Source organism: Nonomuraea sp. NPDC050022 (assembly GCF_044460705.1).
Classification (GTDB): domain Bacteria; phylum Actinomycetota; class Actinomycetes; order Streptosporangiales; family Streptosporangiaceae; genus Nonomuraea.
This window is the reverse complement of the sequence record NZ_JBITKE010000005.1, coordinates 883,279-899,711: the sequence shown is the minus strand read 5'-3', so window position 1 is coordinate 899,711 and position 16,433 is coordinate 883,279. Positions and strand designations below refer to the sequence as shown.

The window sequence follows — 16,433 nt, the reverse complement described above, 5'->3', positions numbered from 1 at the left end:
TTCACGCCGCCGGGCAGGTGGCGTTCGTGCCGGGGGACTTGCCGGTGAGGAAGTAGGCGTCGACCAGGCGGCTGACGCAGCTGCTGCCGCTCAGGTAGGCGCCGTGCCCCTCGCCCTCGTACGTGACCAGGACCCCGGTCTTGAGCTGGGCGGCGAGCTTGGGCGCCCACGCGTACGGCGTGGCGGGGTCGCCCTTGCCGCCGATCACGAGGATGGGGGCGGAGCCGGTGGCGTCGATCTTCTTGGACTCGTCGCTGCCGGGCGCCGGCCAGTGCGCGCAGATCGAGCCGAGCCCTCCGTTGCGCATGAGCGGGAAGATCTTGGCGGTCTCCCGTTCGACCTGGTCGATCTCGGCGGCGCTCGGCCGTTCGGCGCTGTCCACGCAGTCGATCGCCAGGACGCTGGTCATCAGCGACGAGTACGTCCCGTCGGCCTTACGGCCGTTGTAGGAGTCGGCCAGGGCGAGCAGCTGCGTGCCGTCCCCCTTGACGGCTGCGGCGGCCGCCTGCTCCAGCATCGGCCAGCTGAGCTTGGCGTAGAGAGCGGCCAGGACGCCGGTGCTCGCCAGGCCCTTGGTGAGCTCCCGGTCGGCCACCTTGAGCGGCTTGTCCCGCAGGCCGGACAGTAGTGTCTCGACGCTCTTCCGCACGGCGGCGGGGTCGGCGCCGAGGTCGCAGCCCTGCTTCACGCAGTCGGCGGCGAACGCCTCGAACGCCTGCCTGAAGCCGGCCGTCTGCGTCTTCGCGCGCTCGGCGAAGGTGACGGTCGGGTCGAGGGCGCCGTCGAGGACGAACCGGCCGACGTTCTTCGGGTACTGGGTGGCGTACACGGCGCCGAGGTGGGTGCCGTACGACATGCCGAAGTAGTTGAGCCGCTCGTCGCCCAGCGCGGCGCGAATGCGGTCGAGGTCCCGCGCGGCGTTCACGGTGCCGACGTGGGGCAGGAGCTTGCCGGAGATCTTGGCGCAGGTGGCCGCGAACTTCTTGGCGACCTTGTCCACTTCGTCGCCCGCGGGGTCCAGGGAGATCCACTTCTCGACGCTGCCGCACTTGACGGGTGCGCTGCGCTCGACGCCGCGCGGGTCGAAGCTGACCAGGTCATACCTCGCGCCCATGCCGGCGAAGACCTTGGCGGTCATGGACAGCAGGTCGACCCCCGAGCCGCCGGGGCCGCCGAAGTTGAACACCAGCGAGCCGAGCCGGTCGCCGGAGGCCTTGACGCGGATCAGCGCCAGGTCGATCTGCTCGCCGTCCTGTTTGGTGTAGTCGAGCGGTACCGCGAGCTTGCCGCATTCGATGGCCGGATCGGGCGCGGCGGGTTTGCCGTCGGGGCCGGGCAGGCCGGTGCACGTGCTCCAGGCGACGCTGCCGGAGCCCTTCGCCGTCTGGGCAGGCTTCGTGGCGGCGGTGCTCGCCTGGTCCGGCGCCGTCCGGGCAGGTTCCGTGGCGGTGCTCGTCGTGGGCTGCTCCGCCGGCCCGCTGGTGGGCTTGGCGGCGGAGCAGCCCACGAGGGTGGCGCTCGCGAGGGTCACCGCGCACAGGAGCGAGGGAAATGACGTCTTCTTCATGCCTCCAGCATGATCAACCGGCTTTTTCCCAGGTAGTGGGGTAAAACAGCACTTTCCGGTGACTTCGGGGATCGACTGGAGGTGACTAATGTCAGCTCCGGGACGCCCGCCTGTGCACGTACCAGAGGCCGAGGAGCCCGAGGCCGACCCCGGCGACGCAGGTCCAGATCCACCACGACTGCTCGGCGGCCGGGCGGAAGATCAGTAGCGCGACCAGCGCGAGCGCCCACGCGACCGTGCCCACGGCGACCGCCGCGACGTCGTTGGTCTCGATCGGCTCCGGGTCGGGACGCCATTCCTGCTTCACGGGATCCAGCCTAGCTTCCAATCGGGTCTCGATCCGATCACCGCCACTTTTCGCAGGTGACGCAAACTGTCACTGTTCGCCCGTGAGTGACACAAGTAGTGGTATCGACAGGTTCTTCGCAATCTCCGCACGAGGCTCGACGATCTCCCGTGAGATCCGCGGCGGGCTGGCCACGTTCTTCACGATGGCCTACATCGTCGTGCTGAACCCGATCATCATCGCCAACGGCAAGGATGTCCAGGAGCAGTTCATCGGTGACGGCTCCTCGCCCAACCTGCCCCTCGTGGCGGCGGGCACGGCGTTCGTGGCGGGCGTGCTGACCATCCTCATGGGGGTGATCGGCCGGGTGCCCTTCGCCATGGCGGCCGGGTTGGGGCTCAACGCCTTCGTGACCTTCAACATCGCCTCTGTGATGAGCTGGGAAGAGGCCATGGGGCTGGTCTTCCTGGAGGGCGTCATCATCGGCATCCTGGTGTTGACCGGTTTCCGGGTGGCGGTGTTCAACGCCATCCCGGCCCAGCTCAAGACCGCCATCAGCGTCGGCATCGGGTTGTTCATCGCGCTGATCGGCTTCGTGGACGCCGGCTTCGTGCGCCGGGTGCCCGCAGGGCCGCCGCTGGAGATGGGCATCCACAACACCCTGACCTCCTGGCCGATCTTCGTCTTCGTCGTCGGGCTGCTCGTGACGGCTGCGCTGGTGGCCCGCAAGGTCAAGGGCGCGATCCTGATCGGCATCATCGGCACCACCGTGCTGGCGATCATCGTGGAGGCGATCGCGAAGGCCGGCCAGGTCTCCGACAAGAACCCCGGCGGCTGGATGCTGAACGTGCCCAGCCTGCCGGATCAGATCATCGGCTTCCACAACCCGCTGGTGCTGTTCAAGGAGTTCGACCCGTTCGGCGCGTTCAGCCGGGTCTCGGTGATCCTGGCGGTGCTGTTCGTCTTCACGCTGCTCATCACCGACTTCTTCGACACGATGGGCACCGTCGTCGGGGTCGGCCGCCAAGCCGGTCTGGTCGACGCCAACGGGATGCTGCCGCGTACCCGGGAGATCCTGCTCGTCGACTCGCTCGGCGCGGCGGCCGGCGGCGCGGGCTCGGTCTCGTCGAACACCACCTACATCGAGTCGGCCGCGGGGGTCGGCGAGGGCGCGCGGACCGGCCTGGCCAGCGTGGTCACCGGCCTGCTCTTCCTGGTGGCGATCTTCTTCGCGCCGCTGGTCACGGTCGTGCCGTATGAGGCGGCCGCGCCCGCGCTGGTCGTGGTGGGCTTCCTGATGATGACCTCGATCCGTGAGATCGATTTCACGGACTACGAGATCGCCATCCCGGCGTTCCTCACCATCGTGGTCATGCCGTTCACGTACTCGATCTCGAACGGCATCGGCGCCGGCTTCATCAGCTACGTGCTGATCAAGATCGTTCGTGGCAAGGTACGGGAGATCCACCCGCTGCTGTGGGTGGTCATGGGCCTGTTCGTGATCTACTTCGCGCTCGGCCCGATCAGGGTACTTTTCGGGGTCTGATGCCTGGTGAGGCCGTCTTCGCATGGGAGGCGGCCTCGGGGTATCAAAGAGTGAGACGAGAAATGAGGTAGGGAAATAACGTGGAGTGCCGTATAGTTAGCAAAGGTAATGACTCATGCTAACCAAGAACCAGTCCCAGATAAACCTGCGCAGCGACGCAGGCCTGGCCACAGCCCTGCGCGTGTCGCTGGCGCGGCTGACCAGGCGGCTACGACGACAAGCGGCAGCGCACTCGCTGACTCCCACGCAGTTCGCGACCCTCGCCGCGGTAGAACGGCATTCCGCGATAACCCCCGGCGAATTGGCCGAGCTCGAGAAGGTGCAACCCCCCTCGATGACTCGCGTGATCGCCGCGCTAGAGGAACGCGGTCTGGTGTCGCGCACACCGCACCCGACCGACCGGCGACAGGTGACCGTGACCGTGACCGAGGCCGCCCAGAAACTGCTGAAGGAGGAACGACGTCTCAAGGAAGCGTGGCTGAGCCAGCGCTTGAGGGATCTGACCGCGGAGGAGCGGGCGATCCTCAGGCAGGCGGCGCCGATTCTGGAGAAACTCAGCAGGATCTAGAGCCTGAAGAACCCAAGACCGGGATGTTCCGGTCTCTCAAGGTACGTAACTACCGCATGTTCGCAGCCGGTGGCGCGGTGTCCAACGTCGGCGGCTGGCTGCAACGCACCGCCCAAGACTGGCTGGTGCTCGATCTGACCCATGGCAGCGCGGCGGCCCTAGGCACGGCGACCGCGCTGCAGTTCCTGCCGATGCTGCTGTTCGGGCTCTTCGGCGGCGTGCTGGCCGACCGCTACCCCAAACGGCCGATCCTCATCGTGGCGCAGTCGCTCATGGCCGTGCTCGCCCTGGTCATCGGCGTACTGACGATGACGGGCAGTGCCCAGGTGTGGCACGTCTACGTGATGGCGTTCACGCTGGGTGTGATCTCCTGCGTCGAGGTGCCGACCAGGCAGGCGTTCGTGGTCGAGATGGTGGGCCGCCGGGATCTGTCCAACGCGATCGCGCTCAACAGCTCCATCTTCAACCTGGCCCGCGTTGTGGGACCGGCGATCGCCGGTGTGCTGATCTTCCTGTTCGGGGGCACGGGACCGCTCTTCCTGATCAACGCGGTGACGTTCGCCGGCGTGATCTCCAGCCTGATCTTCATGCGGAAGTCGGAGCTGAACCTCTCCGTACCGGTGCCGAGAGCCAAGGGCCAGCTGCGCGAAGGGCTGAGCTATGTGCTGCATCGCGAAGAGCTGCTGATGCCGGTGCTGCTGATCGGGTTCGTGTCGATGTTCTCCCAGTCGTTCTCGATGTCGATCGCGCTCATGGCCCGCGAGGTCTTCAAGGCCGGCGCCTCGTCGTTCGGCCTGGCCTCCAGCATGTTCGCCGTCGGCGCGCTGGGCGGGGCGCTGCTCGCCGCCCGCCGGGCCCGGCCGTCACGCCGCATGCTGATCGCCGGAGCCATCGGGTTCGGGCTGTTCCAGATCGCCACCGGGCTGGCCCCGGTCTACCCGGTGTACCTGCTGCTGCTGATCCCCACCGGCATCGCGCTGATCACGATCAACACGGCCGCGAACGCGAGCGTCCAGCTCGCCACCGCGCCGGACATGCGCGGCCGCGTCATGGGCATCTACATGCTCGTCTTCACCGGTGGCGCGCCCGTCGGCGCCCCGCTGGTCGGCTGGCTGTCGGAGCTGGGCGGACCCAGGACGGGCGTCATGCTCTCCGGGCTGCTGGTGCTGGTCGGCACGGGCGTCGCGGTGATGCTGACGAGGCTGATCAGCGCCCGTGTTGTGGGCGAGCCGGTGCTGGCGATCGCCTGAGCACGTTGGAGAATCGGGTGGCATGAGGTTATTCGCGGCACTGATGCCGCCCGATGAGGTGCTCGACGAGATCGAGCGTGCCATCGCGCCGCACGTCGGGCAGGTGCCGGGCCTGCGCTGGCCGGACCGCGCCACCTGGCACATCACGCTGGGCTTCTTCGGCGAGGTGCCCGAGCACGTCCTGCCGGAGCTGCAGGTGCGGCTGGCCCGCGCCGTGGCTCGGCATGCCAGCCTGGACCTGGCCTTCACCGGGTTCGGGGCGTTCTCGTCCGCCCGCCGGGCCAGGGTGTTCTGGGCCGGGCTCTCCGGTGACTCGATGGTCCGGCTGTCAGAGTCGGTCAGAGCGGGCGCCCGCCGGGCGGGGGCCGTACAGACCGACGACAAGCACTTCCACCCGCATCTGACGCTCGCGCGGGCGAAGACGGAGATGGACCTCCGCCCGCTCGTCGAGTCGCTGTCGGAATTCAGCGGCTCGACATGGCGGGCGAAAGCCGTCCATCTCGTACGCAGCCATCAAGGGGCGCAGATGAGGTACGAGTCACTCGCACAATGGGATCTGGCACCCATCGGGCGCGATTAGGCTCCACAATGTGGACCGTCCTCGCCCTTGGCTGCTGCCCGTCGTGCTCGGCCTCCTGCTGCTGATCGTCGTGATCGGCGCCCTGCTGGCCTGAGTTACCAGGCGTAGTCCTCCGGCGCCGGACGGTGTCCGGGGAAGATCTCGTCGAGGCGGGCCAGCGCCTGCTCGTCCAGCTCGATCTCCAGCGTGCGCAGGCTGCCGTTGAGCTGCTCCTGCGTGCGCGGGCCGATGATCGGGGCGGTGACCGCGGGCTGCTTCAGGAGCCAGGCCAGCGCCACGTAGGCGGGGTCCTCGCCGAGTTCGTCGCAGAACTTCTCGTACTGCTCGATCTTGTCGCGGTGCTTCTCGAGCTCCGTGACCATGCGGTCGGCGGCCGACCGGCCCTTGTCGATCTTGCGCAGCACGCCGCCCAGCAGGCCGCCGGCCAGCGGGCTCCACGGGATCACGCCGAGGCCGTATTCCTGGCTGGCGGGCAGCACCTCCAGCTCGACCGCGCGGGTGAGCAGGTTGTAGTGGCTCTGCTCGCTGACGAGCCCGATCGAGTTGCGGCGGGCCGCGGACTCCTGGGCCTTGGCGATGTGCCAGCCCGCGAAGTTGGACGATCCCACATAGAGGATCTTGCCCTGCTGCTTCAGGACGTCCATGGCCTCCCAGAACTCGTCGAACGGCGTGTTCCGGTCGACGTGGTGAGCCTGGTAGATGTCGATGTAGTCGGTCTGCATGCGCTTGAGCGAGGCGTCGCAGGCCCGGCGGATGTTCAGCGCGGACAGCAGGTTCTCGTTGGGCCAGTCGCCCATCGCGCCGTAGAGCTTGGTCGCGATGACCGTCTTCTCCCGGCGACCTTCGCCCTTGGCGAACCAACGGCCGACGATCTGCTCGGTGATCCCCTCGCCCTGCTTCCAGCCGTACACGTTGGCCGTGTCGAAGAAGTTGATCCCCAGCTCATGGGCCCTGTCCATGATCGCGAAGGAGTCTTCCTCCGTGGTCAGCGGGCCGAAGTTCATGGTGCCCAGGCAGAGTGGACTGACCCGGAGGCCACTGCGTCCGAGGTTCACATAATCCATGAACTCCACCCTAAATACCTGGAGTGCACTCCAGGCTAGTAGGGGTGGCGGGAATGCCTGGAGTCCGCTCCAGCCACCGGAATGCCTGGCGTTCGCTCCAGCCTACTAAGATCGGCCGGGTGAACTCGGGCCTCCTTCGTGCGGCGGTTCCCCTGTTCCTCTCCATGGTCACCACTACGGTCGGCACGTTGGTGGTCACTTCCGTGCTCGGCAGGCACGCCACCGTCACGCTGGCCGCCTTCGCGGTCATGTCGGCCGTACTGAACCCCGCCTCCGCCGCTGTCGTGGGCGCTCTTCGCGGGCTCGCGCCGTTCGTGGCGCCGTACAAGGACTCGCCCGCGGCGGCCGTGCCGATCCTGCGTGACGCGCGCTGGCTCACCCTGCTGGTAGGTACGGTCGGTGCGCTCGCGGTGCTGTGCGTGCCGCTGCTCGCCCGCGCCACCGGGGCGCCCGCCGAGGTCGTGGCCGAGCTGGGGCCGCTGCCCTGGCTGCTGTCGCTCTATCTACTGGTGTTCGCTTCGGGTGGTGGGGCCAATACCGTGCTCGTGGCGCTCGGCCGCAGCCGCCAGGTCCTCTGGTCCAGTCTGGCGGCCAGTGCCGCGATGGTCGGCGGCACGGTCGCTCTGGTGCCGCCGCTCGGTCTGACCGGCGTGGGCGTCGCCTGGCTGCTGTCGGGCGTCGCGGGTGTGCTCGTCTCGAACCTCTGCCTGCGCCGCGCCCTCGGGACGCGCGTCGGCCAGGGCCGGCCGCGGATCAGGGAGATCGTCCGGCTCGGCCGGGTGAGCATCCCGCTGGCCGGGACGGTTCTGATCAAGTTCGGCGGTCTCGGGGTCGTCACCTTCGCCGCGAGCGCGACCGGCACCCGTGACGTGGCCGCCCACGCGGTGCTGAGTACGCTCACCGGGTTCATCATGCTGGCCTCGATCTCCGTGGCGCAGGCGTCGGTGCCCGAGGTGGCCAGGGCCCGGGACGTGGCGGAGGCGCGCCGGGCCAACCGGGCCGCGGCCCTGCTCGCCCTGGCGGGGACGGCCGTCGCGGCGGCCGTGCTGCTCGGGTTCGGCGACTCGGCGCTGGTGCTGTTCAGCGATGACGCGAGCGTACGAGAGCGGGTCGCGGCGCTGCTGCCGCTGATGCTGCTGGCCTCGACGGCCGACGGGGCGCAGGCGGTTCAGGGGATCGGGCTCACCGCGCTCAAGCGGTCGGGGGCGAGTCTGATCTACTTCGCCGTCGGTTACGGGGTGATGGTGGCCGTGGCCGCACCCGTGGCCGCGACCTGGGGGCTCGTCGGGCTGTGGTGGCTCATGGCGGTGACCAACGGAGTGCTGGTCGTGCTGCAGGGCACCGGATTTCATCGGCACAGCGCTACCGTCGGCGCGGCGTCCGTTGGGGCATGATGGCGGGGTGGGGGATGTTGTGATTCGTACGGCCGCCGGGGTTATCGCGGTCTTCGTGGTGTTCGTTCCGGCGAATGCGGCCTTCGCCGATGACGGCGAGAAGAAACTGTTCACGTTCAAGGACGCGCGGATCACCGAGTCGAGCGGGCTGGCCGTGTCGCCGACGAAGGAAGGCGTCTTCTACACGCACAATGACAGCTCGGCGGCACCGAGGTTCTACGCGGTGGGTTCCGATGGGCGGACGCGGGCGACGTACCGGCTCCAGGGGGCGCAGGCTCGTGACTGGGAGGCGATGGCCGCGAGCAAGGACCCCGCCACGGGACGTGGGGTGCTGTGGTTCGCCGACATCGGCGACAACCTGGACGGGGCTTGGCCGAACGTCTCCATCTACAAGGTCATGGAGCCGGAGACGCTGCGGGACGCCACCCTTCCGGCGGTCCGCTACCGGTTCCGCTACGCGGACGGCGCTAGGAACGCCGAGGGCATCATGGTCAACCCGGTGACCGGGCGGCTCTTCGTTGTGTCGAAGGAGTTCTCCGGGTCGGTGTACCAGGCGCCCAAGAAGCTCAGGAGCGACCGGGTCAACGTGCTCCGCAAGGTGGGCACGGCCCCGATCATGGCGACGGACGCCGCGTACGCGCCGGACGGCAACTCGTACGTGATCCGTACGTACTTCTCGGCCACGGTCTTCCGGCCCTCGGGTGAGTCGATCGCCAGGGTGTCGATGCCGGAGCTGAAGCAGGCCGAGTCCATCACCTACACCCGCGATGGCAGGAGCCTGCTGACCGGCTCGGAGGGCGTGCGCAGCCCGGTCTACCAGGTGGCGCTGCCCGCGGCCGCGTTACCGGTCGCCACTCCGTCCGGCTCGCCGTCCCACCGGCCGAAGACGACCGCGTCGCCGTCCGCCCGGCCGGTGGCGGCGGCCAAGGGGCTCAGCGCGCGTGACGTCCTGATCTGGCTGGCCGCCGCCGCGGGCGCCAGCGGCATCATCGCGGCGATCGCCCGCCGCAGTCGGTAGGCACGGTCGCCCGTCGCACTCGGTAGGCACGGTCGGCGGTCGCATCCGGTAGGCGTGGTCGGTGGTCGCCCGGTGGGCGCGCGTCATGGACGGCGCATCGTGGCCGTGAAGAGGTCGCCGCGGAGGGCGCGTTCGACCACCGCGATCGAGCGGGACAGGCGCACGAGCCGGGGCCCCTCCTCGCGGTAGGCGTCCAGGACCGCCTCGATCGCGTGGGGCGGCAGGTGGCCCTTGAGGTCGACCGCGGCGCCCCGGTAGCCGGCGCGGGCCGCCTCGATCGCCGCGCCGACGTGGTGGCTCGCCATCCTGGCCAGCGCGATCGGGTGGCGGCGGAGCACCTCGTAGGCGCGGTAGTCGGGCGGCACCGCGTCGAGCAGCCAGGCCACCGCCGAGGTCTCCCAGTCGGGGACGCTGGGCGGGCGGACCTCGGGCGGCCACTCTGGCGGGAGATACATAACGCCATCGTACTCACGTTCGATTTGTCGGTGTAGTGGTGTCTTTACCTGGGGTAACGCAAAGGAGATCGGCCGATGGTCGCTAGTGATCTTGTTCTCGTCGCCGGGGTCGGTGGGGTGGGCCGCACGGTCCTTGAGCAGCTGCGCGCGCAGGACGTACCGGTGCGAGCGATGGTCCGTCGCGACGACGATCGGGCGGCTGAGTTGCGTGCGCTCGGCGCGGAGGTGGTCATAGGCGATCTGACCCGGCCCGAGACCGTCGCGGCCGCGCTGGAGAGTGCCGGACGGATGTACTTCGGGATGCCCGTGTCGCCGGACCATCTGCTGGCGGCGACCGTGGTGGCCACCGTGGCGCGGGAGTACGGGGACCTGACCGGACTGGTCGACATGTCGCAGATGACGGTGTCGCAGATGACCGCCATCAGCACCGCCCAGTCGCACCAGCAGCGGCTGCACTGGCTGGCGGAGCAGGTGCTGAACTGGTCGGGCCTGCCGGTGGTGCACATCCGGCCGACGGCGTTCCTGGACAACCCGCTGTTCACCACGCTGGCGGCGCGTTCGATCCGGGAGCGCGGCACGATCGAGCTGCCGTTCGGCACCGGGCGTACGTCGCCGATCGCCGTGGCCGACGTCGCCCGGGTGGTCGCCACCGTGCTCCGCGACCCGGATCCGCACGTCGGGCACGTCTATGAGCTGACCGGGCCACGTACGGTCGACATGACGGAGATGGCGGAGGAGTTCTCACGGGCATTGGGGCGTCCGGTGGCCTATGTGGACGTGCCCCTGGACCGGTGGCGGGCCGAGGTGCTCGCGAAGGCGGGCCTGCCGCCGCACACCGAGCAGCACATCGCCACCATGGCCCGGCTGCACCGCGAGAACCGCTATGACCGCGCCTCCGATGACGTCGAACGCCTCACAGGCGTAGCCGCCCAGACGATCGAGGCGTTCGTGGCCGCGCGCAGGGACTTCTACCTGGGCTGAGCCGTTCCGGCAGGGTCAGAAGCAACCACCGGGCCGCTACGCGGACCTGGCCAAAAGCCTGCCGATCGTTGAAGCTACCGTTCCTGGACTTAGCCCGTGAGGTGCGCGAATGTGGAGAGAACGACCCCCCATGCCATGACAGCAGCCAACGGGGAGGATCCGCCGCTGTGGACATGAAGCTTGAGGTCGTGGTGGTGCCGGTCGCCGATGTCGACCGCACCAAGGACTTCTACAAGGCGCTCGGGTGGCGGGAGGACGCCGACGTCGCCGTCGGCGTGGACTTCCGGGTGGTGCAGCTGACCCCGCCCGGCTCGCCGTGCTCGATCATCTTCGGCACCGGCGTCACCTCGGCCGCGCCGGGTTCGACGCAGGGGCTGCATCTGATCGTCGACGACATCGAGGCGGCACGGGCCGAGCTCGCCGAGCGCGGGGTCGACGTGGCTGAGGTGTTCCACGACGCGGGCGGGGTGTTCCACCGGGCCGGGACCGAGGGACGGGTGCCGGGTCCGGACCCGGACCGCCAGAGCTACGGCTCCTACACCTCCTTCAGTGACCCTGACGGCAACGGCTGGATACTCCAGGAGGTCACCACCCGCCTCCCGGGCCGCTGAGCCCGGACGGAGGCCGGGGACGCCGCTGCCCAGGGATCAGACGGTTGATGGATCGCCCAAGTAAGCGCTAGCTTCCTTGGCATGCGCGTCCTGGTCAGCGGTGCCTCGGGGTTCGTCGGCTCGCACGCGGTCACGGCCCTGATCGCGGCCGGTCATGAGCCATGCCTTCTGGCGAGAAATCCGGAGAAAGTGCGTCGGGTCCTGGGGGCCGGGGAGTGGGTGATCCGCCAGGGGGACATTCGTGACGCGCCGGCCGTACGGGCCGCTCTGGAGGGGTGTGACGCGGTGCTGCATGCCGCCGCCGACATGGGGGTCACCGGCCACGGGGCGGACCTGCGCGGGTCCAATGTCGTCGGGCTGCGCAACGTGCTCGGACAGGCCGCCGAGCTTGGGCTTGATCCGATCGTGCACGTCTCCACGATCGCGGTGTTCGTGCCGCCCGCCGGGCCGCTCATCGCCGCCGACAGCCCGCTGGCCAGCCCCAGGAACGCCTACGGCCGGTCCAAGGTCGAGGGCGAGCGGTACGCCAGGGAGCTCGGCGGCGTGACCATCGTCTATCCGGGCGGCATCACCGGGCCGGGCCAGCCGACGCTCGACGCGCTCAACGAGGGGCTCCGCGCGGGCCTGCGGTGGGGCTGGCCGATCGTGCCGGGCGGGGTGGGCGTGCTCGATGTTCGGGATCTGGCCGTCGCATTGGCCCGCTGTTTCACGCCCGGCCGCCGGGGCCGCCGCTACCTGCTTGGGGGACATTTCCTGACCTGGAGGCAGTTGGCCGCCATATGTGCGGAGGCGACGGGGCGGGCTGGCCTGACCTACCGGATGCCCGGTGGCCTGCTGCGCGGGATGGCCGCGACGCTCGACGGGCTCAAGCGGCTGGCGCCCATCGACTACCCCCTCACCCGTGACGCGGCCGACTTCATGCTCACCCTGGTCCCCACCGACGACGGCCCCGCGCTCAAGGACCTCGGCCTTACTCTGCGCCCGGTGGAAGACACCGTTTCGGATACATTGCGGTGGTTGACCGCTGAAGGCCACCTGGATGCCGCCAGAATCGGCAAACTGGCGCTGTGACAGAGAAGATCGGTGTCATCGGGGCCGGCATCGTCGGCTTGGCGGTCGCTCGCGAGCTCGCCACCACGAGAGGTGCCGAGGTGACGGTCCTCGAGAAGGAGGACCGCGTCGGCGCGCACCAGACCGGCCACAACAGCGGCGTCGTCCACGCGGGCATCTACTACCCGCCGGGCTCGCTCAAGGCCAGGCTCTGCCGTGAGGGCGTGGCGCTGCTCAAGGAGTACTGCGCTCACCACCACCTGCCGTACGAGGAGGTCGGGAAGCTGGTCGTGGCCTCCACCAGCGCGGAGCGGCCACGGCTCGCGGCGCTGGCGGAGCGGGCCAGGGCGAACGGCGTGCCCGGCATCACCGAGCTGGACGCGCTCGGCCTGCGCGAGATCGAGCCGCACGCCGTCGGCGTCGGCGCGGTTCACTCGCCGCACACCGCGATCGCCGACTTCCCCGCCGTCGCGCGCCGGCTGGCGCTCGACGTGGCCGAGCTGGGCGGTTCGGTACGGCTGGCACACCCGGTCAGGGCGATCAGGGAGACCGCCGGGAGCGTCGAGATGCTGGCCGCCGGGCGGCGCTTCGCCTTCGACCGGCTGGTGATCTGCGCCGGACTGGGCACCGACGCGGTGGCCCGGATGGCCGGACGGCGAGGCGACATCAGGATCGTGCCGTTCAGAGGCGAGTACTACGCGCTCGACGGCGCGGCCAGGGACCTGGTGCGCGGTCTGATCTACCCGGTGCCCGATCCCCGTTACCCGTTCCTCGGCGTCCATCTGACCAGGCACATCGACGGCGAGGTCCTGGTCGGGCCGAACGCGGTGCTCGCGCTCGCCTATGAGGGCTACCGGGGTTACAACCTCCGTAATTCCTGGCAGATTCTGCGCTGGCCGGGCACGCTGCGCATGGCCCGGCAGCACTGGCGCACCGGGCTCAAGGAGGTGCACGGCTCGTTGGTCAAGGGGGCCTTCGTCCGGGCCGCGCGCCGCTACGTGCCCGAGCTCACCGCCTCCGACCTGCGGCGAACCGAGGGCGGGGTACGCGCCCAGGCCGTGGCCAAGGACGGCCGGCTGGTCGACGACTTCGCCGTGGACGTGGAAGGCAGGGTCGTGCTGGTACGCAACGCGCCGTCCCCCGCGGCCACCTCCAGCCTGGCGATTGCTCGGCACATCTCCGGAATTGTCCCAGCACTCGTTCGGTGAGGGCATCCTTGGAGATGATGGAAGCGCGACTGCTGATCGTCGAGGACGACCCCAACATCCTCGAACTCCTCGCCGCGAGCCTGAGGTTCGCGGGTTTCGACGTGTGTACGGCTAAGAGCGGCCTGGACGCCGTCACCGCCGTCCAACGGCACCGTCCTGACCTGGTCGTCCTTGACGTCATGCTGCCCGACCTCGACGGCTTCGAGATCGTCCGGCGGCTGCGCGGCGGGGGTGTGCACGTGCCCGTGGTCTTCCTGACCGCGCGCGACGAGACCGAGGACAAGATCCGCGGGCTGACGATCGGCGGCGACGACTACGTCACCAAGCCGTTCAGCCTCGAAGAGGTGGTCGCCAGGATCCACGCGGTGCTCCGCCGTACCAGTGGGGAGTCGCCGGCACCGCCGCCCAGGCTGACGTTCGCCGACATCGAGCTAGACGAGGAGAGCCACGAGGTGTGGCGCGGCGGCAACGCCGTGTCGCTGTCGCCGACCGAGTTCAAGCTGCTGCGCTACTTCATGACGAACGCGGGCCGGGTGCTGTCGAAGCCGCAGATCCTCGACCACGTCTGGGACTACGACTTCAGAGGCGAGGTCGGGATCGTCGAGTCCTACGTGTCGGTGCTCCGCCGTAAGATCGACAACCGCAACCCGCGGCTCATTCACACGCTGCGCGGTGTCGGATACGTCCTGCGGCTGCCGCCGAGTCCGTGATGCGCGGCCTGCCGCTCAGGATCAAGCTCATCGCCGCGATGCTGGCGCTGCTCGGCGTCGGGCTGACCTTCATCGGCGTGGTGAGCGTCTCCGTGCTGCACGGCTACCTGATGAACCGGGTCGACAGCCAGATCCAGCTCCTGGCCGTACGCGTGGAGAACAAGCTCAAGCACGACCAGGAGAAGCGCAACCGGGGCAAAGAGACCAACGACAAGATGGCGCTGATCGAGTCCGACACGATCGTGCTGGTGAAGCCGCCGGGCGGGGCGCTCGCGCCGGTGTTCGGCGACCGCGACGTCGACGCGCGGCCGCGGCCCCTGCTGTCGACCGCGCCGGGTGCGAACCCCTACACGACGCGGGCGGTCAGAGGCGACGGCGAGTGGCGGGTGCTGCAGACCTCGACGGTGGTGGGCGACTACGTGATCGCCGCGGACCTGGAGGAGGTCAGGGACATCACCCGGCGGCTCGGCCTCATCGAGCTGCTGGGCGGCGGCGGCATCCTGCTCATCCTCGCCGTCGTGGGCGTCGCGATGGTCCGGCGGAGCATGCGTCCGCTGGCCGAGATCGAGAGCACGGCCGAGGCCATCGCCGGGGGCGAGCTCGGCCGCCGGGTGCCGGCCGGCGACCCGCGTACGGAGGTGGGCCGCCTGGCCCTGTCCCTCAACGGGATGCTCGCGCAGATCGAGGCCGCGTTCACCGCCCGGTCCGCGTCCGAGGCGGCGGCCCGCCGCTCCGAGGACCGGATGCGCCAGTTCATCGGCGACGCCTCGCACGAGCTGCGCACCCCGCTCACCTCGATCCGCGGCTTCGCCGAGTACGCCAGGCAGAACCAGAAGGCCGACCCCGCCGAGCTGATGCAGCGCGTGGAGAAGGCCGCGGGCAGAATGAGCCTGCTCGTGGACGACCTGCTGCTGCTCGCCCGCGTCGACCAGCAGCGCCCGCTGCGCATGCGGCCGGTCGACATGCTGGCGCTGGCCGCCGACGCGGTGCACGAGGCGCGCATCCTGGCGCCCGACCGGGTGATCAGCCTGGACGTCGTCGGCGGCGCGGCCCTGATCGTCTCCGGCGACGAGGTACGACTGCGCCAGGTGGTCACCAACCTCATGACCAACGCCCTGACCCACACAGAGCCGGGCACTCCGGTGACGGTGCGAGTGGGGGCAGGGGCCGACACGGCGTTCTTCGAAGTGGGCGACAAAGGGCCTGGCCTCACGCCCGAGCAGGTCGAGCGGGTCTTCGAGCGGTTCTATCGCGCCGACTCGGCCAGATCGCGGCACCGCTCGGGCGAGGACCGGGGCAGCGGGCTCGGTCTGGCCATCGTGCAGGCGCTGGTACAGGCGCACGGCGGCACGGTGCTGCTGGACAGCGCACCGGGGTCAGGCTCGACCTTCCGCGTCGAACTCCCACTCGCCTTGGAGTGAGCGTTCAGCTATTCCTCAGCCTCCTGGGTCACTCTGAGTAGGTGACTAGACCCGAGGCGCTGATCATGGTGGTGGACGATGAGCCCAGCATCCGAGACCTGCTGTCCGCGAGTCTGCGCTTCTCCGGCTTCGAGGTGCTGACCGCCGCCGACGGCTACGAGGCCGTGGAGGTGGCCGAGCGGACCACTCCTGACCTGGTCGTGCTCGACGTCATGCTGCCCGATCTCGATGGGTTCGAGGTGGCCAGGCGGATCGGCGTACCGGTGCTCTTCCTGACCGCCCGCGACAACACCGAGGACAAGATCGTCGGGCTGGGCGTGGGCGACGACTACGTGACCAAGCCGTTCAGCCTGGAGGAGGTCCAGGCCAGGATCCGCGCGGTGCTCCGCCGTACCCGAGGGGAGAACACCCCCGCGAGCCGCCTCCAGGTCGCCGACCTGGAGCTGGACGAGGAGGCCCGCGAGGTCTGGCGCAACGGGCGGCAGGTACGGCTGTCGCCGACCGAGTTCAAGCTGCTGCACTACTTCATGTCCAACGCCGGGCGGGTGCTGTCCAAGGCGCAGATCCTCGACCACGTGTGGAACTACGACTTCGGCGGCGACGCCGGCGTGGTCGAGTCATACGTCTCCTACCTGCGGCGCAAGGTCGACGACGTCGAGCCCAGGCTGATCCACACGCTGCGGAGCGTCGGATATGTGCTGCGGGAGCCCCCGGCGGGCTAGCG

General features: G+C 69.4%; 17 protein-coding genes. 13 read left to right on the top strand and 4 right to left on the bottom strand.

Annotated features, from left to right (window positions below; genetic code table 11):
• Nucleotide 1: 1 nt before the first annotated feature.
• Together ACIBO2_RS25700 and ACIBO2_RS25695 are read right to left on the bottom strand one after the other, a co-directional pair.
• Nucleotides 2-1,567, bottom strand: coding sequence for an alpha/beta hydrolase (locus ACIBO2_RS25700; protein ID WP_397299851.1), 1,566 nt, complete (start codon nt 1,565-1,567; stop codon nt 2-4).
• Between the two features lie 91 nt (nt 1,568-1,658).
• Nucleotides 1,659-1,874 (bottom strand): DUF2530 domain-containing protein, encoded by a 216-nt coding sequence (locus tag ACIBO2_RS25695; protein WP_225300771.1) that lies wholly within the window; start codon nt 1,872-1,874, stop codon nt 1,659-1,661.
• An 82-nt stretch (nt 1,875-1,956) separates the two neighbouring features.
• Between ACIBO2_RS25695 and ACIBO2_RS25690 the strand changes: the two genes are divergently transcribed.
• The 4 genes from ACIBO2_RS25690 to thpR all read left to right on the top strand — a co-directional run bounded on the left by ACIBO2_RS25690 (nt 1,957) and on the right by thpR (nt 5,797).
• Nucleotides 1,957-3,399 carry an NCS2 family permease gene (locus tag ACIBO2_RS25690; protein ID WP_358435952.1) on the top strand — a complete coding sequence of 481 codons (1,443 nt, stop codon included), beginning with the start codon at nt 1,957-1,959 and terminating at the stop codon, nt 3,397-3,399.
• Nucleotides 3,400-3,514: 115 nt separating this feature from the next.
• Complete coding sequence (locus ACIBO2_RS25685) at nt 3,515-3,967, top strand: MarR family transcriptional regulator (protein ID WP_357957941.1); 453 nt, start codon at nt 3,515-3,517, stop codon at nt 3,965-3,967.
• A 23-nt stretch (nt 3,968-3,990) separates the two neighbouring features.
• Nucleotides 3,991-5,217, top strand: coding sequence for an MFS transporter (locus ACIBO2_RS25680; RefSeq protein WP_358545726.1), 1,227 nt, complete (start codon nt 3,991-3,993; stop codon nt 5,215-5,217).
• A gap of 22 nt (nt 5,218-5,239) precedes the next feature.
• A complete protein-coding gene (gene thpR / locus ACIBO2_RS25675) occupies nt 5,240-5,797 on the top strand; it encodes an RNA 2',3'-cyclic phosphodiesterase (protein WP_358545725.1) in 558 nt (185 codons plus the stop codon).
• A 95-nt stretch (nt 5,798-5,892) separates the two neighbouring features.
• Here thpR and ACIBO2_RS25670 read toward each other — a convergent pair whose 3' ends face one another.
• A complete protein-coding gene (locus ACIBO2_RS25670; RefSeq protein WP_357957936.1) occupies nt 5,893-6,861 on the bottom strand; it encodes an aldo/keto reductase in 969 nt (322 codons plus the stop codon).
• 119 nt (nt 6,862-6,980) lie between these two features.
• Between ACIBO2_RS25670 and ACIBO2_RS25665 the strand changes: the two genes are divergently transcribed.
• Together ACIBO2_RS25665 and ACIBO2_RS25660 are read left to right on the top strand one after the other, a co-directional pair.
• Nucleotides 6,981-8,255: an MATE family efflux transporter gene (locus ACIBO2_RS25665; protein ID WP_358545723.1), complete on the top strand. Its 1,275-nt coding sequence runs from the start codon at nt 6,981-6,983 to the stop codon at nt 8,253-8,255.
• Nucleotides 8,256-8,262: 7 nt separating this feature from the next.
• A complete protein-coding gene (locus tag ACIBO2_RS25660; RefSeq protein WP_397299844.1) occupies nt 8,263-9,273 on the top strand; it encodes a hypothetical protein in 1,011 nt (336 codons plus the stop codon).
• An 83-nt stretch (nt 9,274-9,356) separates the two neighbouring features.
• On the opposite strand, the gene ACIBO2_RS25655 is transcribed toward ACIBO2_RS25660, so the two are convergent.
• Nucleotides 9,357-9,728 (bottom strand): hypothetical protein, encoded by a 372-nt coding sequence (locus tag ACIBO2_RS25655; protein ID WP_357957930.1) that lies wholly within the window; start codon nt 9,726-9,728, stop codon nt 9,357-9,359.
• Between the two features lie 75 nt (nt 9,729-9,803).
• Between ACIBO2_RS25655 and ACIBO2_RS25650 the strand changes: the two genes are divergently transcribed.
• From ACIBO2_RS25650 to ACIBO2_RS25620, 7 genes are all read left to right on the top strand, one after another.
• On the top strand, nt 9,804-10,709 hold the full coding sequence (locus ACIBO2_RS25650) for an NAD(P)H-binding protein (protein WP_358545720.1): 906 nt from the start codon (nt 9,804-9,806) through the stop codon (nt 10,707-10,709).
• Between the two features lie 173 nt (nt 10,710-10,882).
• Nucleotides 10,883-11,320 (top strand): VOC family protein, encoded by a 438-nt coding sequence (locus tag ACIBO2_RS25645; RefSeq protein ID WP_358545789.1) that lies wholly within the window; start codon nt 10,883-10,885, stop codon nt 11,318-11,320.
• Between the two features lie 81 nt (nt 11,321-11,401).
• Nucleotides 11,402-12,391: an NAD-dependent epimerase/dehydratase family protein gene (locus ACIBO2_RS25640; RefSeq protein WP_397299840.1), complete on the top strand. Its 990-nt coding sequence runs from the start codon at nt 11,402-11,404 to the stop codon at nt 12,389-12,391.
• Nucleotides 12,388-13,578: an L-2-hydroxyglutarate oxidase gene (gene lhgO / locus ACIBO2_RS25635; protein ID WP_358545716.1), complete on the top strand. Its 1,191-nt coding sequence runs from the start codon at nt 12,388-12,390 to the stop codon at nt 13,576-13,578. The genes ACIBO2_RS25640 and lhgO overlap by 4 nt, the downstream gene beginning before the upstream one ends.
• Before the next feature lie 14 nt (nt 13,579-13,592).
• Entirely contained in the window at nt 13,593-14,288 is a 696-nt protein-coding gene (locus ACIBO2_RS25630; protein ID WP_357651246.1) for a response regulator transcription factor, read from the top strand.
• Entirely contained in the window at nt 14,288-15,709 is a 1,422-nt protein-coding gene (locus ACIBO2_RS25625) for a sensor histidine kinase (RefSeq protein ID WP_397299838.1), read from the top strand. Before ACIBO2_RS25630 ends, ACIBO2_RS25625 begins: the two co-directional genes overlap by 1 nt.
• 65 nt (nt 15,710-15,774) lie before the next feature.
• A complete protein-coding gene (locus ACIBO2_RS25620; protein WP_357957984.1) occupies nt 15,775-16,431 on the top strand; it encodes a response regulator transcription factor in 657 nt (218 codons plus the stop codon).
• Nucleotides 16,432-16,433 lie beyond the last annotated feature (2 nt).